Annotated in this window: 22 protein-coding genes; 16 read left to right on the forward strand and 6 right to left on the reverse strand. The window is 72.4% G+C overall.

Annotation, left to right across the window (positions count from 1 at the left end; translation table 11 throughout):
* Window positions 1-585: 585 nt before the first annotated feature.
* From ACFO0B_RS28765 to ACFO0B_RS28805, 9 genes are all read left to right on the forward strand, one after another.
* Window positions 586-1,884 (forward strand): ATP-binding cassette domain-containing protein, encoded by a 1,299-nt coding sequence (locus tag ACFO0B_RS28765; protein WP_378617261.1) that lies wholly within the window; start codon window positions 586-588, stop codon window positions 1,882-1,884.
* Window positions 1,881-3,539, forward strand: a complete 1,659-nt coding sequence (locus ACFO0B_RS28770) for an ABC transporter substrate-binding protein (RefSeq protein ID WP_378616358.1) — start codon at window positions 1,881-1,883, stop codon at window positions 3,537-3,539. Before ACFO0B_RS28765 ends, ACFO0B_RS28770 begins: the two co-directional genes overlap by 4 nt.
* Window positions 3,536-4,522, forward strand: coding sequence for an ABC transporter permease (locus ACFO0B_RS28775; RefSeq protein WP_378616360.1), 987 nt, complete (start codon window positions 3,536-3,538; stop codon window positions 4,520-4,522). The genes ACFO0B_RS28770 and ACFO0B_RS28775 overlap by 4 nt, the downstream gene beginning before the upstream one ends.
* 226 nt (window positions 4,523-4,748) lie before the next feature.
* Entirely contained in the window at window positions 4,749-5,561 is an 813-nt protein-coding gene (locus tag ACFO0B_RS28780; protein ID WP_378617263.1) for an ABC transporter permease, read from the forward strand.
* Between the two features lie 106 nt (window positions 5,562-5,667).
* Window positions 5,668-7,371: a dipeptide ABC transporter ATP-binding protein gene (locus tag ACFO0B_RS28785; RefSeq protein WP_378616362.1), complete on the forward strand. Its 1,704-nt coding sequence runs from the start codon at window positions 5,668-5,670 to the stop codon at window positions 7,369-7,371.
* Window positions 7,365-8,480: an LLM class flavin-dependent oxidoreductase gene (locus ACFO0B_RS28790; protein WP_378617265.1), complete on the forward strand. Its 1,116-nt coding sequence runs from the start codon at window positions 7,365-7,367 to the stop codon at window positions 8,478-8,480. Before ACFO0B_RS28785 ends, ACFO0B_RS28790 begins: the two co-directional genes overlap by 7 nt.
* Entirely contained in the window at window positions 8,477-9,856 is a 1,380-nt protein-coding gene (locus ACFO0B_RS28795) for an NtaA/DmoA family FMN-dependent monooxygenase (protein WP_378616364.1), read from the forward strand. Before ACFO0B_RS28790 ends, ACFO0B_RS28795 begins: the two co-directional genes overlap by 4 nt.
* Complete coding sequence (locus tag ACFO0B_RS28800; RefSeq protein ID WP_378616366.1) at window positions 9,853-10,668, forward strand: DUF1684 domain-containing protein; 816 nt, start codon at window positions 9,853-9,855, stop codon at window positions 10,666-10,668. Before ACFO0B_RS28795 ends, ACFO0B_RS28800 begins: the two co-directional genes overlap by 4 nt.
* The gene (locus ACFO0B_RS28805) at window positions 10,662-11,822 is read left to right on the forward strand and encodes an LLM class flavin-dependent oxidoreductase (protein WP_378617267.1); all 1,161 of its coding nucleotides are present in this window, start codon (window positions 10,662-10,664) and stop codon (window positions 11,820-11,822) included. The genes ACFO0B_RS28800 and ACFO0B_RS28805 overlap by 7 nt, the downstream gene beginning before the upstream one ends.
* Before the next feature lie 127 nt (window positions 11,823-11,949).
* On the opposite strand, the gene ACFO0B_RS28810 is transcribed toward ACFO0B_RS28805, so the two are convergent.
* Window positions 11,950-12,918 carry a methylenetetrahydrofolate reductase gene (locus ACFO0B_RS28810; RefSeq protein ID WP_378616368.1) on the reverse strand — a complete coding sequence of 323 codons (969 nt, stop codon included), beginning with the start codon at window positions 12,916-12,918 and terminating at the stop codon, window positions 11,950-11,952.
* A 139-nt stretch (window positions 12,919-13,057) separates the two neighbouring features.
* Between ACFO0B_RS28810 and ACFO0B_RS28815 the strand changes: the two genes are divergently transcribed.
* The 4 genes from ACFO0B_RS28815 to ACFO0B_RS28830 all read left to right on the forward strand — a co-directional run bounded on the left by ACFO0B_RS28815 (window position 13,058) and on the right by ACFO0B_RS28830 (window position 18,111).
* Window positions 13,058-14,275 (forward strand): polyprenyl synthetase family protein, encoded by a 1,218-nt coding sequence (locus ACFO0B_RS28815; RefSeq protein ID WP_378616370.1) that lies wholly within the window; start codon window positions 13,058-13,060, stop codon window positions 14,273-14,275.
* Window positions 14,272-14,781, forward strand: coding sequence for a hypothetical protein (locus tag ACFO0B_RS28820; protein ID WP_378616372.1), 510 nt, complete (start codon window positions 14,272-14,274; stop codon window positions 14,779-14,781). The genes ACFO0B_RS28815 and ACFO0B_RS28820 overlap by 4 nt, the downstream gene beginning before the upstream one ends.
* Window positions 14,778-16,358, forward strand: a complete 1,581-nt coding sequence (gene crtI / locus ACFO0B_RS28825) for a phytoene desaturase family protein (protein ID WP_378616374.1) — start codon at window positions 14,778-14,780, stop codon at window positions 16,356-16,358. The genes ACFO0B_RS28820 and crtI overlap by 4 nt, the downstream gene beginning before the upstream one ends.
* 148 nt (window positions 16,359-16,506) lie before the next feature.
* The gene (locus ACFO0B_RS28830) at window positions 16,507-18,111 is read left to right on the forward strand and encodes an alpha-(1->6)-mannopyranosyltransferase A (RefSeq protein WP_378616376.1); all 1,605 of its coding nucleotides are present in this window, start codon (window positions 16,507-16,509) and stop codon (window positions 18,109-18,111) included.
* Window positions 18,112-18,148: 37 nt separating this feature from the next.
* Here ACFO0B_RS28830 and ACFO0B_RS28835 read toward each other — a convergent pair whose 3' ends face one another.
* From ACFO0B_RS28835 to ACFO0B_RS28845, 3 genes are read right to left on the reverse strand one after another with little or no spacing between them, the layout of a single operon-like run.
* Window positions 18,149-18,973 (reverse strand): helix-turn-helix domain-containing protein, encoded by an 825-nt coding sequence (locus tag ACFO0B_RS28835; RefSeq protein ID WP_378616379.1) that lies wholly within the window; start codon window positions 18,971-18,973, stop codon window positions 18,149-18,151.
* Window positions 18,970-19,497 (reverse strand): DUF6879 family protein, encoded by a 528-nt coding sequence (locus tag ACFO0B_RS28840; protein ID WP_378616381.1) that lies wholly within the window; start codon window positions 19,495-19,497, stop codon window positions 18,970-18,972. The genes ACFO0B_RS28835 and ACFO0B_RS28840 overlap by 4 nt, the downstream gene beginning before the upstream one ends.
* Window positions 19,478-19,813, reverse strand: a complete 336-nt coding sequence (locus ACFO0B_RS28845; protein WP_378616383.1) for a hypothetical protein — start codon at window positions 19,811-19,813, stop codon at window positions 19,478-19,480. Before ACFO0B_RS28845 ends, ACFO0B_RS28840 begins: the two co-directional genes overlap by 20 nt.
* 451 nt (window positions 19,814-20,264) lie before the next feature.
* Between ACFO0B_RS28845 and ACFO0B_RS28850 the strand changes: the two genes are divergently transcribed.
* Together ACFO0B_RS28850 and ACFO0B_RS28855 are read left to right on the forward strand one after the other, a co-directional pair.
* Window positions 20,265-20,444, forward strand: coding sequence for a hypothetical protein (locus ACFO0B_RS28850; RefSeq protein ID WP_378616385.1), 180 nt, complete (start codon window positions 20,265-20,267; stop codon window positions 20,442-20,444).
* Between the two features lie 107 nt (window positions 20,445-20,551).
* On the forward strand, window positions 20,552-20,890 hold the full coding sequence (locus ACFO0B_RS28855) for a hypothetical protein (protein WP_378616387.1): 339 nt from the start codon (window positions 20,552-20,554) through the stop codon (window positions 20,888-20,890).
* Window positions 20,891-20,999: 109 nt separating this feature from the next.
* Here the strand turns inward: ACFO0B_RS28855 and ACFO0B_RS28860 are convergent, their stop codons facing one another.
* Both ACFO0B_RS28860 and ACFO0B_RS28865 read right to left on the reverse strand, forming a co-directional pair.
* Window positions 21,000-21,221: a hypothetical protein gene (locus tag ACFO0B_RS28860; protein WP_378616389.1), complete on the reverse strand. Its 222-nt coding sequence runs from the start codon at window positions 21,219-21,221 to the stop codon at window positions 21,000-21,002.
* Window positions 21,218-21,409, reverse strand: coding sequence for a hypothetical protein (locus ACFO0B_RS28865; RefSeq protein ID WP_378616391.1), 192 nt, complete (start codon window positions 21,407-21,409; stop codon window positions 21,218-21,220). The genes ACFO0B_RS28860 and ACFO0B_RS28865 overlap by 4 nt, the downstream gene beginning before the upstream one ends.
* 351 nt (window positions 21,410-21,760) lie before the next feature.
* Between ACFO0B_RS28865 and ACFO0B_RS28870 the strand changes: the two genes are divergently transcribed.
* Window positions 21,761-23,008 (forward strand): hypothetical protein, encoded by a 1,248-nt coding sequence (locus ACFO0B_RS28870; RefSeq protein ID WP_378616393.1) that lies wholly within the window; start codon window positions 21,761-21,763, stop codon window positions 23,006-23,008.
* Window position 23,009: the final 1 nt, after the last annotated feature.

Raw genomic sequence — 23,009 nt, forward strand, 5'->3', positions numbered from 1 at the left:
CTCATTGTCGGTGAGGCCCCGGACGGTACTCGGCTATCGAACCGAACTGGCATAACCACGCCGAGCGAATATCCAGCAATCATCCAGCAGGCGCACGTCTCCCCTCGGCCCCCACATTCTCCGCAGCCCCGGAGCAAAGTCGAAGGACTCCGTTCACGCTGATTTCTACCCTTGGCCGCCCCCGCCACCGGCTCGCATGATGACTCGGCTCGAGCTACCGGTGGGACCGATGGAGGAACGACACATGAGGACCCCGCGATGAGTGCGTCCGTCGCCGCGGCACCACCGGAGCACCGGGCCGATCCGGAGCTGCCCGCCGTCGCCAGGCAGTACCACCCGTGGCGCTGGGTGGTCGCGATCGCCGCGCTGGTGGTGGTGGCGCAGTTCGCACACGGCCTGGTGACCAACCCCGGCTGGGACTGGCCGACCTTCGCGCAGTACTTCACCGCCGGCTCGGTGCTGGCCGCGCTGAAGCTCACCATCGAGCTCACGCTCTGGGGCACCGTGCTCGGCTTCCTGCTCGGCACCCCGGGTGCGCACGGTGCTGCGCGAGGCCACCACCACCGTCCCGCGCGGGGCCACCCGATGACCGCCGCGGTCGAGCTGCGCGGCGTGCGCAAGAGTTTCGGCGCCACTCCGGTGCTGCGCGGGATCGACCTCACCGTGCGCCCCGGCGAGGTCGTCGCGGTGATCGGCCCCTCCGGGTCGGGCAAGTCGACGCTGCTGCGGGTGCTCAACCACCTGGAGCCGCTGGACGCGGGCACCGTGCACGTGGCGGGCGAGCTCATCGGCTACAAGCTGCGCGGCGGCGAGCTGCACGCGCTGCCCGACCGCGAGGTGCGCGAGCAGCGCTCCCGGATCGGCTTCGTCTTCCAGCAGTTCAACCTCTTCGGCCACCTCACCGTGCTGGACAACGTCACGCTCGCCCCGCGCACCGCGCAGCACCGGCCGCGCGCCGAGGTGGAGGCCGAGGCGCGCCAGCTGCTGGAGCGGGTCGGGATCGGCGGGTTCGCCGACGCCTACCCGCGCCGGCTCTCCGGCGGCCAGCAGCAGCGGGTGGCGATCGCCCGCGCGCCGGCGCTGCGGCCGCCGGTGATCCTCTTCGACGAGCCGACCTCCGCGCTCGACTGGGTCCGGGTGCCGAAGGTGGACGAGATCGCGGCGCTGGTGCCGCGGGCGATCCGCGACCGCGGCACGCTGGTGGTCACCGGCTCGTCGGGCACCGCCCCGCCGCTGCGCTTCTACGCCACCGACGACAAGACCGTTGTCGGCTCCGAGGTCGACTTCGCGCAGCTGGTCGCGGACACGCTCGGGCTGGAGCTGGAGATCCAGGTCGCGGACTGGTCGAACAACGTCGTCCGCGTCGACTCGGGTGAGGTGGGCGTCTTCATCAGCAACGTCACCGTCACCGAGGAGCGCAAGGAGAAGTACGACTTCGCCACCTACCGGCAGGACAACGTCGCGCTGGAGGTGCCCGCCGACGGCGGCCTGGAGTACAGGGACCGGACCAGCCTGGCCGGCAAGCGGATCGGCGTCGGCACCGGCACCAACCAGGAGCAGCTGCTGGTGAAATGGAACGAGCAGAACCGGGCGGAGGGGCTGGACCCCATCGACGTCGCCTACTTCCAGCAGACCAGCGACTACTACCTGGCGCCCGCCTCCGGCAGGCTGGACGGCTACATCGGCCCGAACCCGACCGCGATTCACCACTCGGCCACCACGAAGGAGTCGAAGATCGTCGCCACCTTCTCCGGCGCGGGCGAGCAGCTACAGCACGTGATCGCGGACGGCAGCTACCGCAAGGTGATCGACCGCTGGTCGCCGCGGACCGAGGCGCTGACCGACTCGCGGATCAACCCGCCCAGCCTGCCGAAGCAGAAATGAACCGTCGAGACAACCGGAGCAGCACTGTGATTCGTTACCGCCGTCCCCTCGCCGCGCTCGCCGTCGCCGCCACGGCCACCGCCGTGCTGGCCGGCTGCGGTGGCGACACCGGCGGCTCCGGCGGCGACGCCGGGCCGCCGCAGCCGGGCGGGACCCTGCGCTACGGCCTGTCCCAGGCCCCGACCTGCGCGGACCCGGCCCAGGCGGGCAGCAACCAGACGATCTACGTGACCAGGCAGGTCGTCGACTCGCTGACCGACCAGGACCCGGAGACCGGCGAGCTGAAGCCGTGGCTGGCACAGAGCTGGGAGATCTCCCCCGACGCCACCACCTTCACCTTCGAGCTGGCCGAGAACGCGACCTTCAGCGACGGCAGCCCGGTGACCGCCGATTCGGTCAAGCGCACCTTCGACGCCGTCGGCGAGCTCGGCGGGGCGAAGGCGCCGCTGGCCGCCAGCTACCTGACCGGCTACACCGGGACCACCGTCGTCGACCCGCGGACCGCGCGGGTCACCTTCGACCGGCCCAACGCCCAGTTCCTGCAGGCCTCGTCGACCTCGCAGCTCGGCATCCTCTCCGACGCCACCAACGCGGCCTCGACCGAGGAGCGCTGCCAGGGCGAGAAGATCATCGGCAGCGGGCCGTTCACCTACGCCTCCTACACCCAGAACGTCTCCGCGACGCTGGTCAAGCGGGCCGGGTATGCCTGGGGCTCGGCGGTCTTCGGGCACGACGGCGAGGCCTACCTGGACCGGATCGAGTTCACCGTCGTCCCGGAGTCCGGTGTGCGCACCGGCAGCCTCTCCTCCGACCAGCTGGACGCGGTGAGCGACGCGCTGCCGCAGGACGCCCCGCAGATCGAGGCCACCGGCGGCAGCGTGCTCACCACCGCCAACCCGGGCGTGGTGTTCGGGCTGCAGCCCAACGTGACCCGCGGCCCGCTGCGCGACCCCGCGGTGCGCACCGCGCTGCTGACCGCGATCGATCGGCAGGAGCTGATCGACACCGTGCTCGGCCCGCAGTTCGCCCCTGCCACCAGCGTGCTCGGCGCGAAGACCCCCGGCTACCGGGATCTCTCCGCCCGGCTGAAGTTCGACCAGGCGGCGACCAGGACGGCGCTGGACCGGGCGGGCTGGGTGCCCGGCGCGGACGGGACCCGGGTCAAGGACGGCGAGCGGCTCAGCTTCGACGTCACCTTCAGCCAGGTCTTCGCGGGCAACCAGGCGATCCTGGAGTTGGTGCAGCAGCAGCTGCGCCAGGTCGGCGTCGACCTGCGGCTGGAACTGGTTCCCGCGGGCGAGTACACCGCCAGGCAGAACTCCGGCGACTTCGACTCGATCTACTACAACTCGACCAGGGCCGACGGCGACATCCTGCGGGCCACCTTCGGGCTGGAGGGCCGCAACCTGAACCGCCGCGGGGCCGTGCCCGCGCTGGACCAGACGCTCGACGCCCAGCTGCGCACGGTCGACACCGCCGCGCGGGCCGAGCTCATCCGCACCGCGCAGGGGCAGGTGTTCGACGCCGGGCTGTGGATTCCCACGGTCGAGCTGTCGCAGGCGATCGGGGCCGGGCCGGACACCAACGACCTGAGGTTCGAGGCGTCGGCGCGGCTGCAGTTCTTCGACACCTGGCTGAGCGGGCGCCGACCGTGATCCGCTATCTGGGAACGCGGCTGCTGCAGGCGGTGTGGGTGCTGTGGGCGACGTTCACCGTCTCCTTCGTCGTCCTCTACCTGCTCCCCGCCGACCCGGTGGCCATCGCGGCCGACGGCGGCGCGGGCGACACCCCGGTCGACGCCGCCGCCATCGACGAGCTGCGCGCCCGCTACGGGCTGGACAGGCCGCTCTGGCAGCAGTACCTGGATGCGCTGTGGAACGCGCTGCACGGTGACTTCGGCCGCTCGGTGGCGACCGGCCAGCCGGTCACGAGCGCCATCGTGGAGGTGCTCCCCGCCACGCTGGCGCTGGCCTCCCTCGCGCTGCTGCTCGCGCTGACGGGCGGAATCGCGCTGGCCGTGGCGGCGAGCACGACCCGGCTGCGGCGGCTGCGTGCCGCGCTGCTCGCGCTGCCGCCGATCGCGGTCGCGGTGCCGACCTTCTGGACCGGGCTGCTCCTGCTGCAGGTCTTCTCGTTCCGGCTGCACTTGGCGCCCGCCTTCGGCGGCTCCGGGCTGCGCGGCACCGTCCTGCCCGCGATCACTCTGGCGCTGCCGATCGGCGCGGTGATCGCGCAGGTGCTCGCGGCCGGGTTCGCCACCACGTGGAAGCAACCGTTCACCGCGGTCGCGCTGGCCAAGGGCGCCTCCAGGGGCCGGGTGCAGTGGCGGCACGTCACCCGGCCCGCCGCGGTGCCCGCGCTCACCATCGCCGGAGTGCTGGTCGGCACCATGCTGGCCGGCTCGGTGGTGGTGGAGACGGTCTTCGCCCGTCCGGGGCTCGGCCGGCTCACCCAGACCTCGGTGCTGGCCCAGGACATCCCGGTGGTGCAGGGGATCGTGCTGGCCACCGCGCTGGTCTTCGTCGTCGTGAACCTGACCGTCGACCTGCTCTACCCGCTGCTCGACCCGCGGATCGCGACGGTCGGCGAGCGGGAGCGGGCGGGCGACGCGCTCGAGGAGGTGGCTGCCCGTGGTTGAGCTGCTGAAGCAGGGTCGAGCCGGGGGTACCGGCCCGGGAAGTGGTCCGGCCGCCGGTCCGTCCGGCGCCGCGGCGCGGACAGCCGACGGGTCGGAGGCGCAGGGCGGTGCGGGCGCGGAGGCCGCAACGCAGGGCAGCGCGCCGCCGATCCGGACGGGCGCGGACGCGGCGGGGGCGGCGGCCCGCTCCGCGACGTCCGGCGGTGTGGCGAAGCGCCGGGGTGCCCTGGCCGCCGGCGCGCTGCGCGGCCGGATCCCGCTGATCATCGCGGTGCTGGTGCTGCTGACCGTGGTGGGCTGGGCCGTGGCCCCCGCGTTCTTCGCGAGCGGCGACCCGCTGACCGGCGTCCCGAGGGAGAAGTTCAGCGCGCCGAGCGCGGCGCACTGGTTCGGCACCGACAACCTGGGCCGCGACCTCTACACCCGGATGGTGCACGGCGCCGCCGCCTCGCTCTCCGCGACGCTGCTCGCGGTGGGGATCGCGCTGGTCGCGGGCACCCTGCTCGGGCTGATCGCGGGCGCGGCGGGCGGCATCGTCGACGCCGCCGTCATGCGGGTGGTCGACGTGCTGCTCTCCATCCCGCAGTTGCTGCTGGCGCTGGCGCTGGTCACCGCGCTCGGCTTCGGGACGCGGAACGTGGCGATCGCCGTCGGCATCTCGCTGGTCGCCAACTTCGCGAGGGTGATGCGCTCGGAGGTGCTGCGGGTGCGGCACGCCGACTACGTGGAGGCGGCGCACGCCGCAGGGGTGCGCTGGTACACCAACCTGGCCAGGCACGTGCTGCCGAACTCCTGCCGGCCGGTGCTCGCACTGGCCACGGTCGAGTTCGGGATGGCGGTGCTCGCCGTCTCGGCGCTGAGCTTCCTCGGCTACGGCGCCGAGCCGCCGGACCCGGAGTGGGGCTCGCTCATCTCCGAGGGCCGCAACTTCCTCGCCACCGCCTGGTGGATGACCACCCTGCCCGGGCTGGTGATCGTGGCGGTCGTGCTCGCCGCGCAGCAGACCGGGCGCGCACTGAGCAGGCAGGACATCCCATGATCGAGTCAGGCCCGAAGGCGGGACAACGCCGCACGACCGAGCCGCGGCGGAAGGCGGGCGCACAGCGACACCGCGGAGCGCCCGCGACCGGGCGAGGAGAAACCGCGTGACCGCCGTCGCCGAACCCGTCCGCACCGCGCTGCTGCGCGTCACCGACCTCCGCGTCCGCTACCGCACCGGCGACGGGCCGGTCACCGCGCTGGACGGCATCTCGCTGGAGATCCGCCCCGGCGAGGTGGTCGCGCTGATCGGCGAGTCCGGCTCCGGCAAGTCGACGCTGGCGCAGGCCGTGATCGGGCTGCTCCCGGAGAGCGCCGAGATCGACGGCGGCGCCGTCGAATTCGACGGCGAACCGGTCGACCACACCTCCGAGCGGGCGCTGCGCGATCTGCGCGGCGCGCGCATCGGTTTCGTGCCGCAGGATCCCGGGCTCTCACTGAACCCGGTGCGGCGCATCGGCGTCCAGGTGGCCGAGGCGCTGCTGGTGCACGGCAGGGCCACCCGCCGCGGTGCCCCGGGGCGCGCGGTCGAGCTGCTCGGTGAGGCCGGGCTGGACCGCCCGGCGGACCGGGCGAGGCAGTACCCGCACCAGCTCTCCGGCGGCCAGCGGCAGCGGGTGCTGATCGCGACCGCGCTGGCCTGCTCCCCCGACCTGGTGATCGCCGACGAGCCGACCAGCGCGCTGGACGCCACCGTCGCGCGCCGGGTGCTGGACCGGCTCACCGAGCGCACCGCCGCCCGCGGCGCCGCCGTGCTGCTCATCACCCACGACCTGGCCACCGCCGCCGAGCGCGCGGACCGCCTGGTCGTGCTGCGCGACGGCGCCGTAGTCGAGGAGGGGCCGACCGCCCGGCTGCTCACCGCGCCGGAGCACACTTACACCAGGGAGCTGCTCGACTCCTCCCCCGGGCTGGCCGCGGCCGGTCCCGGTCGCGCGGAGCGCGAGCGCGCGGAGCTCCCGCTGCTGCGGATCACCGCATTGCGCAAGCGGTTCCGGCTCGGCGGCGCCGCGCTGACCGCGGTGGACGGGGTCTCGCTCGAGCTGGACCGCGGCGAGACGCTGGCGCTGGTCGGCGAGTCCGGCTCCGGCAAATCGACCACCGCGCGGCTGGCGCTGCGGCTCGCCGATCCGGACGCGGGCACCGTCGAGTTCGACGGGCAGCCGCTGACCGCGCTGCGCGGCCGGAAATTGCGCGAGCTGCGGCGGCGTTTCCAGATCGTGTACCAGAACCCCTATGGCTCGCTCGACCCGCGGCAGCGGGTGGCCGACATCGTGGCCGAGCCGCTGCGCGCGTACCGCACCGGCGACCGGGCGGCGCGCACCGCGCGGGTCGCGGAGCTGCTGGAGCAGGTCGGGCTCGGCTCCGGCTTCGGCGGGCGGCGCCCGGCCGAGCTCTCCGGCGGGCAGCGGCAGCGGGTCGCCATCGCGCGCGCCCTCGCGCTGCACCCGGAGCTGCTCGTGCTCGACGAGCCGGTCTCCGCGCTGGACGCCTCGGTGCAGGCGCAGATCCTGGCGCTGCTGGACGAGCTGCAGCAGCGGCTCGGGCTCGCCTACCTCTTCATCTCGCACGACCTCGCGGTGGTGCGCCGGATCAGCGACCGGGTGGCGGTGCTGCGGAACGGCCGGATCGTCGAGACCGGCGGCACGGCGGACATTTTCGCCGCCCCGGAGCACGAGTACACCCGCGAATTGCTGGCCGCGGTGCCGAGGCCGCGAAAGGAGCCCTCCGCCGGGCCGGGGCCGAGCCCGGCGGCGGTAGCGGCACGTGACCACGCAGGGCTCCCCGGCCCGGACAAGGAGACATTGTGAGCGTTCCCTTCCTGCTCGGAGTCGAGGCGGCGGGCACCGGCGCGCACCCCGCGTCCTGGCGCCGCCCCGACTCCCGCGCCGAGGAGCTCTTCACCGGCGGCTACTGGGCCGACGCGGTGGCCGCGCTGGAGGCGGCCGGGGTCGACCTGCTCTTCCTTCCGGACTCCTTCGCCCTGCAGCAGGGCGGCCCCGGCGTCACCCGCGGCCGGCTGGACGCGGTCGCCGTCGCGGCGCGGGTCGCCGCCGGCACCCACCGAATCGGGCTGCTCCCGCAGGCCGCGGTGACGCACACCGAGCCGTTCCACCTGTCCAAGTCCATCCAGGCGCTGGACTACGCGAGCCTGGGCCGGGCCGGCTGGGAGGTCACCGTCTCGCCCGGCGCCGAGCAGGCCGCCGCCTTCGGCCGCAAGCCGGAGCAGGACGACCCCGCGCTCTGGCACGAGGCGGACGAGGCGATCGACGTCTCGGTGCGGCTCTGGGACAGCTGGGAGGACGACGCGGAGATCCGCGATATCCGCACCGGCCGGTTCATCGACCGGGAGAAGCTGCACTACATCGACTTCGCCGGCGACAACTTCTCCGTCAAGGGGCCTTCCATCACCCCGCGCTCGCCGCAGGGGCAGCCCGTCGTCGCGGTCAGGGCGGGCGCCGCGGGCGACCCGGCCACCGCGGTCGCGGTGCGCCGCGCGGACCTGATCCGGGTGGCCGCCGCCGAGCCGGAGGCGCTGGCAGCGCAGCGGGATCGGTTGCGGGCCGCCGTCGCCGCCGCGGGTCGCGACGCCGAGCAGGTGTTCGTGCTCGCCGAGCTCGACATCCACCTGGCCGCGACCGTCGAGCGGGCGGAGGCCGAGGTCGCCGAGCTGAACGGCTGGTTCCCCACCCAGACCTCCGCCGCCCACATCGGCACCACCGACACCCTGCGCGCCACCCTGGTCGCGCTCGCCGGCGCGGTCGACGGCATCGTGCTGCGCCCGCTCGCCCTTGCCGCCGCCCTGCCCGCGCTGGGCAGGCTCGGCCACACCCCACCGGATTCCGGCAGCACCCTGCGCGACCGCCTCGGGCTGGAGCGCCCGGCGAGCCGCTACGCACTCGGAGGAGCACCCCTATGACCAGCAAGAAGAAGCAGGTGCACCTGGCGGCGCACTTCCCCGGCGTCAACAACACCACGGTCTGGAGCGACCCGGAATCCGGCAGCCAGGTCGACTTCGCCTCCTTCCGGCACCTGGCGGAGACCGCCGAGCGCGGCCTCTTCGACTTCTTCTTCCTGGCCGAGGGGCTGCGGCTGCGCGAGCACCTGGGCCGGATCCACGACCTGGACGTGGTCGGCCGCCCGGACACCTTCACCGTGCTGGACGCGCTGGCGGGCGTCACCGAGAAGCTCGGGCTGGCCGGCACCATCAACAGCACCTTCAACGAGCCGTTCGAGCTGGCCAAGCAGTTCGCCTCGCTGGACCACCTCTCCGGCGGCCGGGCCGCCTGGAACATCGTGACCTCGTCGGATGCCTTCACCGGCGAGAACTTCCGGCGCGGCGGCTACCTGGACTACGAGCAGCGCTACGAGCGCGCCGCCGAGGTGATCGACGCCGCCCGCGCGCTCTGGGACGCCTGGCCGGCGGACGCGCTCGTGGTCGACCGGGACGCCGGCGTCTTCGCCCGCGACGTGCCGGAGACCGCGTTCCACGGCGAGCACATCGCCTTCACCGGCCGGTTCGTGCTCCCGCCGAGCCCGCAGGGGCACCCGGTGCTGCTGCAGGCGGGCGACTCCGACGGCGGCCGCGAGTTCGGCGCCCGCTCGGCGGATGCCATCTTCACCGGGCACGGCACGCTGGAGGCGGGCCGGGCGTTCTACGCGAACGTCAAGGACCGGCTCGCCAGGTACGGCCGCGACCGCGACGAACTCAAGATCCTGCCCGCCGCCACCTTCGTGCTCGGCGACACCGACGCCGAGGCGCACGAGCGCGCGGCGCAGATCCGGCTGCAGCAGGTGAGCCCGCAGACCGCGATCTCCTTCCTGGAGCAGATCTGGGGCCGCGACCTCTCCGGCTACGACCCGGAGGGGCCGCTGCCCGAGCTCGAGCCCTCCGGCGACGTCACCATCACCCGCGGCCGGGTGCGGCACCGCGGGGACCCGCTCGCCGTCGCCGCCGAGTGGCGGGCGAAGGCCGAGGCGGAGCAGCTCAGCATCCGGCAGCTGGTCATCGAGGTCACCTCGCGGCAGCAGTTCGTCGGCACCCCGGCGGGCGTCGCCGAGCAGATCGACACCTACGTGCAGACCGACGCCTCCGACGGCTTCATCCTCGTCCCGCACCTGACCCCGCACGGCCTCGACGAATTCGTCGACCGGGTGGTGCCCGAGCTGCAGGAGCGCGGCAGCTTCCGCACCGAGTACACCGGCAGCACCCTGCGCGAGCACCTCGGGCTCGCCCATCCGGCCGAGCGATCTTCTGTTTCCGAACACCGCAGCGAAGGAGTCCGCGCGTCATGACCGCCGTCACCGCCGATTCGGCCACCCATTTCGCCCGCGAGTGGGAGCGCTGGCACCACGCGCGCGTCGACCGGCTGCGCGACCCGCTCGGCTTTCTGAGCCTGACCGCGCTGCACTGGCTCACCGACGCGCCCGAGCGCATCGACGGCATCCCCGGCACCTGGTGGGTGACCGACGACAAGGTCTTCGTCACCGCCCGCCCCGGCGACCGGCTGGATCACGAGGGCACCCGGATCGCGGGCGTGCACATCGTGCGCCCGGCCGAGGGCGCGCCAGGGATCGCCGTGCGCCACGACGACCGCGTGCTGGAGATCATCCGGCGCACCGGGCAGTACGCGGTCCGGGTGCACGACCCGGCCTCGCCCGCGCTGGTCACCTTCCGGGACATCCCGTCCTACCCGCCCGCCGCCGAGTGGGTACTCGAGGGCCGGTTCACCCGGTTCGCCGAGCCGGAGACGGTCACCACCGGCGCGGTGGTCGCGGGGCTGGAGCACAACCACAGCGCCGTCGGCACCGTCGAGTTCGAGCTGAACGGGGTCACCGAGCGGCTGGTCGCCTTCGGGGCCGGTGACGACCTGCGGGTGCTCTTCACCGACGCCACCAGCGGCATCACCAGCTACCCCGGCGCGCGGGCGCTGAGCATCGCGGCCCCGGCCGCGGACGGCGCGGTCGTGCTCGACTTCAACCGGGCCACCAACCTGCCCTGCGCCTTCACCGCCTACGCGACCTGCCCGGTGGCACCGGAGCGCAACCGGCTGCGGGGCGCGATCGAAGCGGGCGAGCAGGATCCGCGGGCGGAGCGGGCATCGTGAGCATTCCGCTCTCCATCCTCGATCTCGCGCCGATCAGCGCGGGGAGCAGCGCCGCACAGGCGCTGCGCGACACCGTCGACCTCGCGCGGCAGGCCGAGCAGTGGGGGTATCACCGGTACTGGCTGGCCGAGCACCACTTCGTGCGGGTAGCGAGTTCGTCGTCGGTGACGCTGCTCGGGCTGGTCGCCGCGGCCACCGAGCGGATCCGGGTCGGCACCGCGGCGGTGCAGGTCGGGCACCACACCTCGGCCTCGGTGGTGGAGGCGTTCGGCACCATCGACGCGCTGTACCCGGACCGGCTCGATCTCGGCATCGGGCGCTCCGGGCACCGGAGGGCGCAGTTCGGTTCGGAGGCGGGCAGGCCGTCCAAGCCGCCGGTACCGCGCGGCACCGAGGTACGCGACGGGATCGTGGTGCCGCCGCCGTTCGACCCGGGGCGGATCACCGACCGCTCGCGCTTCGTCGCCGCACTGCAGGCGCTGCAGCTGCCCGGCGCGCAGCCGCTGGACTTCCCGGAGCAGGTCGAGCAGATCCGCGGGCTGCTCGACGGCAGCTTCGTCACCGGCGACGGCGTCGAACTGCACGCGGTGCCCGGTGAGGGCGCGCAGGTGCGGCTGTGGATCTTCGGCAGCTCGGCCGGGGAGAGCGCGGAGCTGGCCGGGCGGCTCGGGTTGCCCTTCGCGGCGGCCTACCACGTCGCGCCGGGCACCGCGCTGGACGCCATCGCCGCCTACCGGGCCGCTTTCCGGCCGTCGGCGGTGCTGGCCGAGCCGTACGCGGTGATCTCCGCCGACGTGCTGGTCGGGCCGGACGCGGAGACGGCGGAGTACCGGGCCCGCGGGTACGGGCACTGGGTGCACGGCATCCGCACCGGCGCGGGCGCCACCGACTACCTCGCCCCGGATGCGGTGCCCGAGCTCACCGAGGAGCAGAAGCGGCTGGTCGACGACCGGCTCGCCACCCGCTTCGTCGGCACCCCCGGCGACGTCGCCGCCCGCCTCGCCGCCCTGCGCCGCGTCAGCAACGCCAACGAGGTCCTTGCCACCACGATCGCCTTCGACCACCGGCACCGCCTGGAATCCCACCGCCTCCTCGCCGAGGCATGGGCCGCCCGCGGCGAACAACTCGACACCGCACAGTCCGGCGCGGCCTGATCCCGATCCCGGCGCCGGGCGAGCTCGCCCGCTCCGCAGCGGCGAGCGTCCGGACTCCGGCCGCGGGAGCGCCGGTCGGCGCGTCGGCGCCACACCAACCCCTGCCCGGCGGCAGCCGGAAAACTTCCTACGCCGGGACCGGCGCGGCCGTCACGCCATACCCGAGGTTCGTCAGCACCTCGGTCGTCGCCTTGGCGAAGTTCAGCGTGATGAAGTGCAGGCAGGGCGCGCCCTCGTCGATCAACCGCTGCGCCATCTCGGTGGCGATCTCGATCCCGGCGGCGCGGACGGCGGCCCGGTCCTCCTCCGGGCCGTCCCCGGCCGCGGCGGTCAGCCGGTCGACGACGGCGGCGGGCAGCGGCCGCCCGCAGAGCTCCTCGGCCCGGCGCACGGTGCGCAGCGAGGTGATCGGCATGAGCTCCGGGATGATCGGCTTGGCGCCCTGCTCGGGGTCGAGCGCCACCAGCCGGTCGCGCAGCCGCAGGTAGTGCTCGACGTCGAAGAACATCTGGGTGATCGAGTACTCGGCCCCGGCCCGCAGCTTGGCGGCCAGGTGCCTGGTGTCGTGGTCCAGATCCGGCGACCGGTGGTGCCCCTCCGGGAACGAGGCCACCCCGACGTGGAAATCACCGAGGTCGCGCACGATCCGGACCAGCTCCTCGGCGTACTCGACGCCGTCCGGGTGCCGCACCCACTCGCCGAGCGGGTCGCCGGGCGGATCGCCGCGCAGCACCAGCACGTTGCAGATCCCGGCGTCCGCGTACGAGCCGACCAGCGCGCGCAGCTCGGCGACGCTGTGCGAGACCGCGGTCAGGTGCGCCACCGGCAGCAGCGTGGTCTCCCCCGCGAGCTGCCCGGTGACCCGGACCGTGCGGTCCCGCGTGGTGCCGCCCGCGCCGTAGGTCATGGAGACGAAGGCCGGGTGCATCCGCTCGAACTCGCGCACCGTGCGCCACAGCCGCGCCTCGGCCGCCGCATCCCGCGGCGGGTTGAACTCCACCGAGAACGGGACGAGCCGCTGCCCGTGCGTCCGCAGGCTCCGCACCACCGACGGCGTGCCCGAAGCGCGCCGTCCCCCCAGATCGTCCACAGTCACCGGCCCAGTGTAGAGGCCGCGCCGCGCCCGCCGGGGCGCCCGGCCACCGCCGGTGTGCGGCGCGTGAACGGGAGCGCGTATCCTACGGCAGACGGCTGTGCATCGATTGAGCCGTGCTGTCATGCCCCGAGCATCTCCTGTGCGGGCACGTCGTCGTGCCCGCACCGGCCCCGAGAACCGATCCCGGGAGGTTCCCCTGTCCGCCGGACCAGGCACCCCGTCGCCCGCCGCCACCGGGCGCACCGCCGCGGCGACGGCCACCCTCGCGGCGCCCGACCCGCGGCAGGCACTCCGCGCCTTCGTCACCGCCGTCGAGGGCGCGCTGGTCGAGTTCTTCGAGGCCAGGAGGGCACTGGTCGAGCCGCTCGGCCTGCCCTTCGTGGAGGCCACCGACGTGCTGCGCGAGTTCGTGCTGCGCGGCGGCAAGCGGACGCGGCCGTCGTTCGCCTGGACCGGCTGGCTCGGTGCGGGCGGCGACCCGGACGGCCCCGACGCCGCCCGGGTGCTTCGCGCCTGCGCGGCGCTGGAGCTGGTGCAGGCCTGCGCGCTGATCCACGACGACATCATCGATTCGTCGCGGACCAGGCGCCGGTTCCCCACCGTGCACGTCGATTTCGAGCAGCGGCACCGGGAGCGCGCGCTCACCGGTGACGCGGCGCACTTCGGCGTCTCGGTGGCGGTTCTGGTCGGCGATCTCGCGCTGGCCTGGGCCGACGACATGGTGAACGGGGCCGGGCTCGACCCGGCCGCGCTCGCCAGGTTCGCCACGGTGTGGGCGCGCATGCGCACCGAGGTGCTCGGCGGGCAGCTGCTCGACATCCAGGGCGAGGCGGGCGGCGACGAATCGGTCGCGGCGGCGCTGCGCATCTGCGAGTTCAAGACCGCGGCCTACACCATCGAACGTCCGCTGCACCTCGGTGCGGCGCTGGCCGACGCCGGCCCCGAGCTGGTCGCGGCGTACCGGACGTTCGGCAAGGATATCGGCGTCGCCTTCCAGCTGCGCGACGACCTGCTCGGGGTGTTCGGCGACCCCGAGGTCACCGGCAAGCCGTCCGGTGACGATCTGCGCGAGGGCAAGCGCACCGTGTTGCTGGCCGAGGCGCTGCGCCGCGCCGACGCCGCCGACCCGGCCGCCGCCCGACTGCTGCGCTCCCGGATCGGCACCGACCTCGGTGCCGACGAGGTGGCGCAACTGCGGGAGCTGCTCGTCGACCTGGGTGCGGTCGACGACGTGGAGACCCGCATCACCGACCTCACCGAGCGCGGCCTGACCGCGCTCGAATCCAGCTCGGCCGAGCCCGTCGCGAAAGCGCAGTTGCGCGCGATGGCGCTGGCCGCCACCAGGAGAGCCCTATGAGAGCCTTCGTCGCCCCGCAGGACCGAGTGATCGTCGTCGGCAGCTGCCCGCCCGCACCGCGGGGCAGCCGCAGGCCGGGCCCGACGCCGGGCGAGCGCCGGGTCGTGCTCGGCGCCGGGCTGCCCGCCCCGCGCACCATCCCCACCGGCCGCCGCAGGCGCACGGTGATCGTCCCCGCCGGCTTCCCCGGCGCGGAGTTCGAGCCGGAGGCCGGGTTCGAGCCCGGCCCGGACGGGGAGCGCACGGACGACACCGAGCACCCCGCCGAGGCGGACGTCGAGACCCGGAGCGAAGCCGAGACCGGCCCGGAGTACGACGCCGCCGACCTCGTCCGGGAGGACGACGAGCCCCGCCCGCTGATCGCGCGGCAGCGGCGCGTCACCCAGCGCCGCCCCGAGCCGGAGCCCGACGAGTTCGAGATCGAGTACCGCGCCCTGCAGATCGCCCGCGACCGCGCGGCCGAGGACCGCACCCTGGCGGGAATCGCCGAACTGCTCGACGCATGAGCCGCGGGCCCGCGCCCGCCACCGTCCCCGGCCACCCCGAACGGGTGGTGGTGGTCGGCGCGGGCCTCGCCGGCCTCGCCGCCGCGCTGTACCTGACCGGCGCGGGCCATCGGGTCACCGTGCTCGAGCGCGCCGACCACCCCGGCGGCCGGGTCGGCCGCTACCGGGGTCCGGACTACGAGATCGACTCCGGCGCCACCGTGCTCACCCTCCCCGAGCTGGTCACCGAGGCCCTCGCCGCGGTCGGCAGCACACCGGAGCACTGCGACCCTCCGCTCCGGATGCGCCCGCTCACCCCCAGCTACCACGCCCGCTTCGCCGACGGCGACGACCTGCGCGTCTTCGCCGACCCGGAGGCCATGGCCGCCGAGGTGGAGCGCTTCGCCGGTCCCGAGGCGGCGCGCGGATACCGTGCCCTTCGCTCCTGGCTGGCCCGGATCTACCGGGCCGAGTACGGCGAGTTCATGGACACCAACTTCGACTCCGCGCTGGACATGGTCCGCTACCCGGCCAAGCGCGCCGCGCTGCTGCGGCTGCTGCGGCTCGGCGGCTTCGGCAGGCTCGGCCCCGCGGTGGCCGGGTTCGTCCGCGACCCGCGGATCGCCAGGGTCTTCACCTTCCAGGCGCTGTACGCGGGCACCGCGCCCGCGCAGGCGCTCGCCGTCTACGGCGCCATCCCGCACATGGACACCTCGCTCGGCGTCTTCTACCCCGAGGGCGGCATGCGCGCCATCGCCGCCTCGATGGCAGGCGCCTTCACCGCGGCGGGCGGCACCCTGCGGCTCGGCGCCGAGGCGGCGGGCGTCACCTACCGCGGCCGCCGCGCCACCGCGGTCCGGCTCGCCGACGGCAGCGCGGTCGAGTGCGACGCCGTCGTGCTCACCGCCGACCTCGGCGAGCTCGGCCGCTTCGGGCTGCGCCGCAGGCCGGGGCTGCGCGCCTCGCCGTCGGCGGTGGTCGCGCACGGCACCGTGCCCGCCGCGGTCGCCGCGCGCTGGCCGATCCAGGCGCACCACACCATCGACTTCGGCGACGCCTGGGAGCGCACCTTCGCCGAGATCACCGCGGGCCGCGGCCGGGGCAGGCTGATGAGCGACCCCTCGCTGCTGCTCACCCGCCCCGCGCTGACCGACCCGGCGCTGCTGATCCAGCGCCCGGACGGCCCCGCCGAGCCCCTCTCACTGCTCGCCCCGTGCCCCAATCTCACCGCGGCGCCGCTGGACTGGGACCGGCTCGGCCCGGCGTACCTGCGCGAGCTGCTCGCGCTGCTGGAGACCCGCGGCTACACCGGCATCTCCCGCCACTTCGCCGTCGACCACCTCGACACCCCGGCGACCTGGCTGGCCCGCGGCATGCTGGCCGGGAGCCCGTTCTCCGCGGCGCACCTCTTCCGGCAGACCGGGCCGTTCCGCCCGCGGAACCTGCCGCGCCGGTACGACAACGTCGTGCTGGCGGGCTGCGGCACCACACCCGGCGTGGGGGTGCCGACCGCGCTGCTCTCCGGAAAGCTCGCGGCGCAACGGATCACCGGGGCCGGGCCGCCCGCCCGGCTCGATCACCGCGCACCGGCGGGTTAGTGTTCTCCGGACGGCTCGTAGACTGGGCAGCCGTACCGGCCGGCCCACCGGTGAAGCCGGCGCAGACCTATTCGCTCCGCGGTTGCGACCGCCGACCACGACGGGGGGATCCGCTCCGGATGGCTTCCCCCGACACGTCCCGAGACCGATGACCGAAACGCTTTCCACCGTGACCACCGCAGACACCGCGCACCCGCGCGGGCGGGTGCGGGTCGCCGCCGACTTCCTGCGCAGCCCCGAGGGGCACGCCGCGCTGCTCGGACTGGCAGGCGCGGTCCTGATCACCTTCGGCGGGTTCGGCGCGGGCAGCGTGCGCAAGCGGGATCCGCTGCTGGAGGCCGCGCACCTGTCCTGGCTGCGCTTCGGCCACGGCTACGCGCTGTCGACCATCCTGATCTGGATCGGCGTGCTGCTCATGATCACCGGCTGGGTGCGGCTCGGCCGGGCCACGCTCGGCACCGGCGGCGCCCGCTCCACGGTGACGCTGAACGAACTGCGCGCGATCGTCGGGATCTGGATCTTCCCGCTGCTCTTCGCGGTGCCCATGTTCAGCCGGGACGCCTACTCGTACCTGGCGCAGGGCGCGCTGCTGCGCGACGGCTTCGACCCGTACCAGGTCGGCCCGGTCGCCAACCCCGGCGTGCTGCTGGACAACGTGAGCCCGGTCTGGACCACCACCACGGCCCCGTACGGCCCGATCTTCCTGCTGCTCGGCCGCGCCATCACCATGCTCACCGGGGAGAACGTGATCGCGGGCACCATCGCGCTCCGCCTGGTGATGCTGCCCGGCCTCGCACTGATGATGTGGGCGGTGCCCTACCTGACCAAGCACCTCGGCGGCAAGCCGACCGTGGCGCTCTGGCTGGCGGTGCTGAACCCGCTGGTGCTGATCCACCTGATCGGCGGCGTGCACAACGAGATGCTCATGGTCGGGCTGCTCTGCGCCGCCATCGCGCTGGTCCTCGAGCGCCACCACGTGGCCGGGATCGTCGTCGTGGCGATCGGCGTCGCCATCAAGGCGACCGCGGGCGTCGCGCTGCCCTTCCTGGTCTGGATCTGGATGATCCACGAGCGGGAGCGCAGAGCCGCGCGGATAGCCGCGGGTGACGACTCGGAGAGCGCCGAGCTGCCGCACCCGACGCTCATGTTCGCCAAGATCGCCGGGCTCGGGCTCGGCGTCTTCGCCCTCGTCTTCGTCGCCGCCTCCGCGCTGGCCGGGGTCGGCATCGGCTGGCTCACCGCGCTCTCCGGCTCGAAGAAGATCATCAACTGGCTCTCGCTGCCGACCGTCATGGCGCACGCGCTCACCTGGGTCTCCCCGCTGCAGATCGGGCAGGTCCTGGACATCACCCGGCTGCTCTGCATGCTCGCCCTGGTCGCCGTGCTGGCCTGGACCTGGTGGCGGTTCAAGGAAAGCGAACGCGAGGCGGTCGCCGGGATCATGATCGCCTTCGTCGCGATCGTCATCCTCTCCCCCGCCGCGCTGCCCTGGTACTACTCCTGGCCCCTGGCGCTCGCCGCCGGTTTCGCCCTCTCGCTCGGCACCCTGCAGGTGCTGGTCGGACTCTGTACCTGGCTCATGCTGGTCTTCCAGCCGGACGGGTCGATCGGGCTCTACAACTTCTGGCACGTCGCGCTCGCCATCTTCGCCGCCGTCGTCGCCGCGCTCTCCCTGCGCACCGTCGACCCGCTGCGCCTGCGCTCAACCCGCTCCCCCGTCACCACCCCGACGGTGGTCCCGGCCCGCAGCTGATATCTCTGCCCGGGACGCGCTGCCGGTGCTGGATATCTCAGCCGTCCAGCACCTGGCGAACCAGCCTTCGCGCGGCATCCCCGGTCACCGACGACTCGGCCAGCTCGGCGAACAGTCGGGCGTAGGTTTCGATCTCGCGAGGCCGAGTTACCGACAGCTCGGCGGTGGGTGTCTCCACCAGCACCAGCCGGGCATCGAACATCACGAAGTTGGTGGATTGCATCGGCATCGGCCGATCGGCCGGGATGACCCCCAGCAGTACCCGCGGAAGCCCCGACACAGTCAGCAGCCGATCCAGCTGTCCCCGGTGGACACCGGAGCCACCGACGGGATTGCGGACGGCTTGTTCGCTCACCACCACGTGGAACCGCCGGTCTCCCCGGTACAACCACTGTTGCCGCTCGATCCGCTTCGATACCCCGGCGTCGACGTCGTCGGGGATTCCGTAGAACCGCACCGCGCGCCGGAGTATCTGCTCGGCGTACTCGGGCGTCTGAAAGATCCCCGGAATGATCTGGGGTTCGTAGATGCGCTGGAGCCGGGTGTCCCGTGCCAGCGTCACCGACCGCTCCTGGCGTCGCCGCGTGCCGGTGGCGAGCGACCGCCGAAGTTCGACATACGCCGCTTCGACCCCGCGCAGGGTGGCTATCAGATCGGCCAGCTGATCCTGAGTGCCGGTGTGATCGACGTAGGCGCGCAGGTCGGCCTCGCTGGGTGGTCTGCTGCCTGACTCGATCTTGGAAACTTTCGATTCGTGCCACCCGGAGAGCTGGGCCAACCGGCGACCGGTCAGCCCGGCATCCCTCCGCATCTCGCGGAGTCGCCCACCCAGCGTCTCCCGAGCCTCCCGGGGCGAAGTCACCTGAGCGACCCCGCGTACTCATCGAACGCCGTCGCCGACGGCCACAGTTGATCACGCGTCTGCACGCAGTACCGGACCAATCCCGGATCGGTGGTCACCACCATCGCGAGACCCCGGTTCCTGGCATCCCTGGCATGGAACGCCACTCGGGAGTCGTCGAACAGCCAGAAATCTTCCGTCGGCACCTCCCCGGCGAGATGCCGGGGCAGATAGCGAATGTCCTCCCCCGCGGTGATGTTCTCCGGCGTCAGCGTCAGCAACCAGCGGTGATAGTCGGTCAACGGTTGCGTGACCACCCGAACCCGGCGCACGGACACACCCCGACCGGTGGCGTCCGCCAGCACGGCTCGCCACGGGTCGAACCAGCTCGTGTCGGCCGGTTCACCGTCAAGGAACCGGCGCAACGGCTCGGACTCGGACGCTACGGCGTAGGCGTCCAGGGTCTCCAGGTGGAATGCCGACCGCTCACACTCGGCGAACAGCGAACCCCAGAGGTCCGGCTCATCATTGGGGCGAAGCAGCATGCCCGTAGAACCTCCGTGTCTGCTTGGGAACCTCGATCGCCGACTCGTCGTCGGCGAGGTTCATCTGCGCCAGCGTCCCAGGGTCGGTGATAGGTCGGCCGACAAGGGTGAAGGTTCCCCGGCCGGTGTCGGCGAGCTCGGCCCCCACGAACGTGTCGGGCTCGGCGAACCCGACGAGCAGGTGCGGGATTTCCACCGTTTCGGCCCGGCCGGTCGTCCAGCCCTGCACCGCGTAGGTGCCTTGATCCGTCGCGTACAGCGTCGGGCATTCGCCCGTTCCGCTTCCGCCGGCGCCGAGGAATTTCAGTGTCAGCATCGCGTGATCCCCCCATTAGTTTGGCTTTGTTTGGCGTCACCAACATCCAGTGTTACGCAGAACAGCCCGATACACGGCAGCTGGGCACATATCCGGGCAAGTTCGGGCAAGTCAGTGGATAGTCTCCGTGACCCGTTCGTAGCGTCTTGCTCAGCACTCGGCACCGGTGTCCGCCCCGGTGTCGAGTGCGAACCAAGCGTCCGAGAGGGAACCGGTGAGTAAGCAACTACCGCAGCGTGTTCGGTTCCCTCGGGCGCAACACCAGCGGCGCACGGTCTCGGTGGAGACGCTGGAAGCAGTCGCGCTGGCTCTCCGAACCTGGGATGGACCGGTCACCGGGCATTATGCGCGTGCCGTGGGCTCGGTGACGCTGGGGGAAGCACTGGACATAGCGGACGGCCGGGCCTGGTAGGTGATAGTGGCCCAGTCTCCGAGACCGAATGAGCCGGATGTGCATCTGAGCATCCGGCTCGGTGGGATACCGCTGGACTTCGTCGCCTGTCTGACGGCAGCGTTGATCTTCGTGCAGGAGCACGCGGAACGTCGGTACGTGGATGCGGTGAGCGTGGATACCGAGTGCACTCCGCTATACAGCCGGCTGCCGAACGAACGGCTGTACCTGATGGGATAGGCACTCGCGCCCCGACCGGCCCGCCCACCACATCGAGGTCCGACTCGGCTCCTGATCACCGATCATCGGTACCCCTTGAAACACGACTGGACCACGAGGAGCAGCTGATGAGCGACCCCCGCGGCGGAACCCGCTACAGCAAGCCCGCTGTAGTTCCCGACGACCTGCGACTGCTCACCGGCCCTACGGCCGGTGTCGTCCACCTGCCCGTGCACCTCGACTGGTCGGGACGCGCCGTCTACGACCTCGATCGTCCCGGCAGGATCGTCGATCTGTATCGCGCGGTCATCAACGAAGCCGCCAGCCCCGCTGACCTGCACATCTACCTCGATGCGGCGACGTTGAAGCGGCTGTGGTCCCACATCTGGCTTCCGGTGGGTATCAGGCGTGCATGGGAAAGCCGCTTCCCCGAACTCGCCGAGCTCAGCCGGCTCGCCTCGGTCTGAGGAAGTGGGGCCGGGCTCCCGCCGGACAACAGGACCCAGTCCTCGCACTGTCCGGACCGCTCACCGGCGACGGCGGTCTACTCGACGACGACGCTTTCCAGGAAGGTAACTACGGCTCCAGGTACAGCCGCTCATTCGGCAGCCGCGGCAAGCCCTCGGCACCGAGCGCTGCGACGGTAACAGCGTCGACATAGCGCCGCTGCTGGTGCTCCAGAACGAACAGCAGCGCGGCCGTGAGGCAGACGGCGAAGTCGAACTGGGTGCCGTGCAAGAACACCGACAACCGCACATCGGGCTCGTGCGGCAGCGGAGAGGTTCCGAGCGTCCTCATCGATACATCGCCCGCGCACCCAGCGCGATCCGCTGACCACCGTGCAGGATGCGCGGGCAGATTGCACAAGATGCGGTGGCAAGTGCAGCGCGAATGCGATGTTCCGCCGTTCCTGTCGGCGTGCCGTGATCCACGTGTTCGACCATCGAGAACAGCTGGTTCATGGCGAGCAAGTAGGCAGTGGCCATCAGGTCCGGGAAACTCCGGGTGCGGGCCTCCCGACCTTCGACGGAAGACGAGCGGGGCTGAGGTACCCGGCACCGAGGGCCTGGGGGAAGGCCACGGACGGCCCTGTCTGTCGGACCGCCGGTGCGCCACCCGGGCGGGCAGGCTGGGCGGCGTCGCCCCGGTGCCGGGTACCGCTTTAGACCTTGCGCCACAGAGGGTTTGGCGCGGACTGGCCCGGCGGGGGCAGAATGGGGGCGGAGCGTGGGGGTTTCACAGGGGTTTGCCCAGGTCAAGACTGAGATTGAGGCATTGAAGCGATGGTACGCGGGCGGGAATGGACGGGCTTCGAAGCAGCGGCGCTGCAAGAAGCCATGCGCAAGTCGATCCGGGACTATGCCGCGCTGCTCGGTGTGGAAACCACCACGATCAACAACTGGCGCAGCGGACTGGGCAGTGTCCGGCCTCGCTCGATGACCCAGGGCATCTTGGACACCACCCTCGAACGCCGGACCACACCCGAAGACCGAGCCCGCTTCGAACAGATCGTGGCCGAAGGCGAAGCCGCGTGGCGAGCGCGGCACGGGCGCCCGTCCGACGATGCCGAACCCATATTGCCGTCGTCCCCGCCCCTGCTCGGCCCGCCCTCCGCGGCAACGGCTATCGTCTCCGCTGATCTCGACGACGACTATGTCGAATCGCTGCACAGCCGCATCCGCCAGTTGGTGGATCTCGATGCCACCTTCGGTGGCGATCAGTCCTCGGGGGCGGCATTACAACTGTTCCGCTCAGTACACCGCAAGCTCGGTGCAGCTCGCTGTGAGCCAGCGGTCGAGCGAGATCTCTACGCTGCCGCCGGCGAACTCGGCGAAGTCGCCGGGTGGCTGCTCTACGACGCAGGCGAACATGAACTCGTACGCCATGTGAACAGCGAAGCTCTGCAATTCTCGCGTCTTGCTGGTGACCGCAATATGGAGCTGCTGACCTTGCAGAACATGTCGATGCACGCCGGCTACCTCGGCCGACCTGTCGAAGCGCTGCGCATCGCGCGCATGGTGCTGGATCAGGGGTCGCTTTCACCGCGGCTGGAAGCGATGTTCCGTGTCCGTGAGGCTCGTGCCCTGGCACGGGGAGGCGATCAGCAGGGGGCTGCCCGCGCCTTCGCCCAGGCTCGGTCGCGCTACCTCGACGGCGTGACGGACAACGATCCGCCGTGGGTGTGGTGGATCAGCAACCAGGAGCTGGGGTGGCACGAGGCGATGGTGTGGGCCGACGACGGCAAATGGACCCGCGCGGTCGATGCCTTCCACGCCTCCGCCGAGGCCGTTCCACGCCGGGAGATCCGATCCCGCTACATCCACCTGGCGTCATTGTTCAGTGCTCAGATCCATGCGCACGCCTGGCGAGAAGCCGAGAACACACTCCGGCCGCTCGTACCGCTCGTCGATGAAGTGCGCTCGACCCGAACAGCCACCGGTCTGCTGGAAGCGATTGCCCACCTCGAAACCATCGCCCCCGCACCACCCGTCCGTGCCGAGGCCCGGCAGCTGAGGGAGTTTCTGGAAGGAGCCGGGTATGGACGGTCCAAGCAGGCGCGACGCTCATCGGAATGCACTGCGTAAG

It is taken from the genome of Nocardia jiangsuensis, from assembly GCF_042650385.1.
GTDB classification, from domain to species: domain Bacteria; phylum Actinomycetota; class Actinomycetes; order Mycobacteriales; family Mycobacteriaceae; genus Nocardia; species Nocardia jiangsuensis.

Coding starts and splice junctions, on each gene's coding strand:
- ACFO0B_RS28765 (WP_378617261.1), top strand. CDS start 586: ATGACCGCCGCGGTCGAGCTGCGCGGCGTGCGCAAGAGTTTCGGCGCC.
- ACFO0B_RS28770 (WP_378616358.1), top strand. CDS start 1,881: ATGAACCGTCGAGACAACCGGAGCAGCACTGTGATTCGTTACCGCCGT.
- ACFO0B_RS28795 (WP_378616364.1), top strand. CDS start 8,477: ATGACCAGCAAGAAGAAGCAGGTGCACCTGGCGGCGCACTTCCCCGGC.
- ACFO0B_RS28800 (WP_378616366.1), top strand. CDS start 9,853: ATGACCGCCGTCACCGCCGATTCGGCCACCCATTTCGCCCGCGAGTGG.
- ACFO0B_RS28820 (WP_378616372.1), top strand. CDS start 14,272: ATGAGAGCCTTCGTCGCCCCGCAGGACCGAGTGATCGTCGTCGGCAGC.
- crtI (WP_378616374.1), top strand. CDS start 14,778: ATGAGCCGCGGGCCCGCGCCCGCCACCGTCCCCGGCCACCCCGAACGG.
- ACFO0B_RS28830 (WP_378616376.1), top strand. CDS start 16,507: ATGACCGAAACGCTTTCCACCGTGACCACCGCAGACACCGCGCACCCG.
- ACFO0B_RS28840 (WP_378616381.1), bottom strand. CDS start 19,497: ATGCTGCTTCGCCCCAATGATGAGCCGGACCTCTGGGGTTCGCTGTTC.
- ACFO0B_RS28845 (WP_378616383.1), bottom strand. CDS start 19,813: ATGCTGACACTGAAATTCCTCGGCGCCGGCGGAAGCGGAACGGGCGAA.
- ACFO0B_RS28855 (WP_378616387.1), top strand. CDS start 20,552: ATGAGCGACCCCCGCGGCGGAACCCGCTACAGCAAGCCCGCTGTAGTT.
- ACFO0B_RS28860 (WP_378616389.1), bottom strand. CDS start 21,221: ATGAGGACGCTCGGAACCTCTCCGCTGCCGCACGAGCCCGATGTGCGG.
- ACFO0B_RS28865 (WP_378616391.1), bottom strand. CDS start 21,409: ATGGCCACTGCCTACTTGCTCGCCATGAACCAGCTGTTCTCGATGGTC.
- ACFO0B_RS28870 (WP_378616393.1), top strand. CDS start 21,761: ATGCGCAAGTCGATCCGGGACTATGCCGCGCTGCTCGGTGTGGAAACC.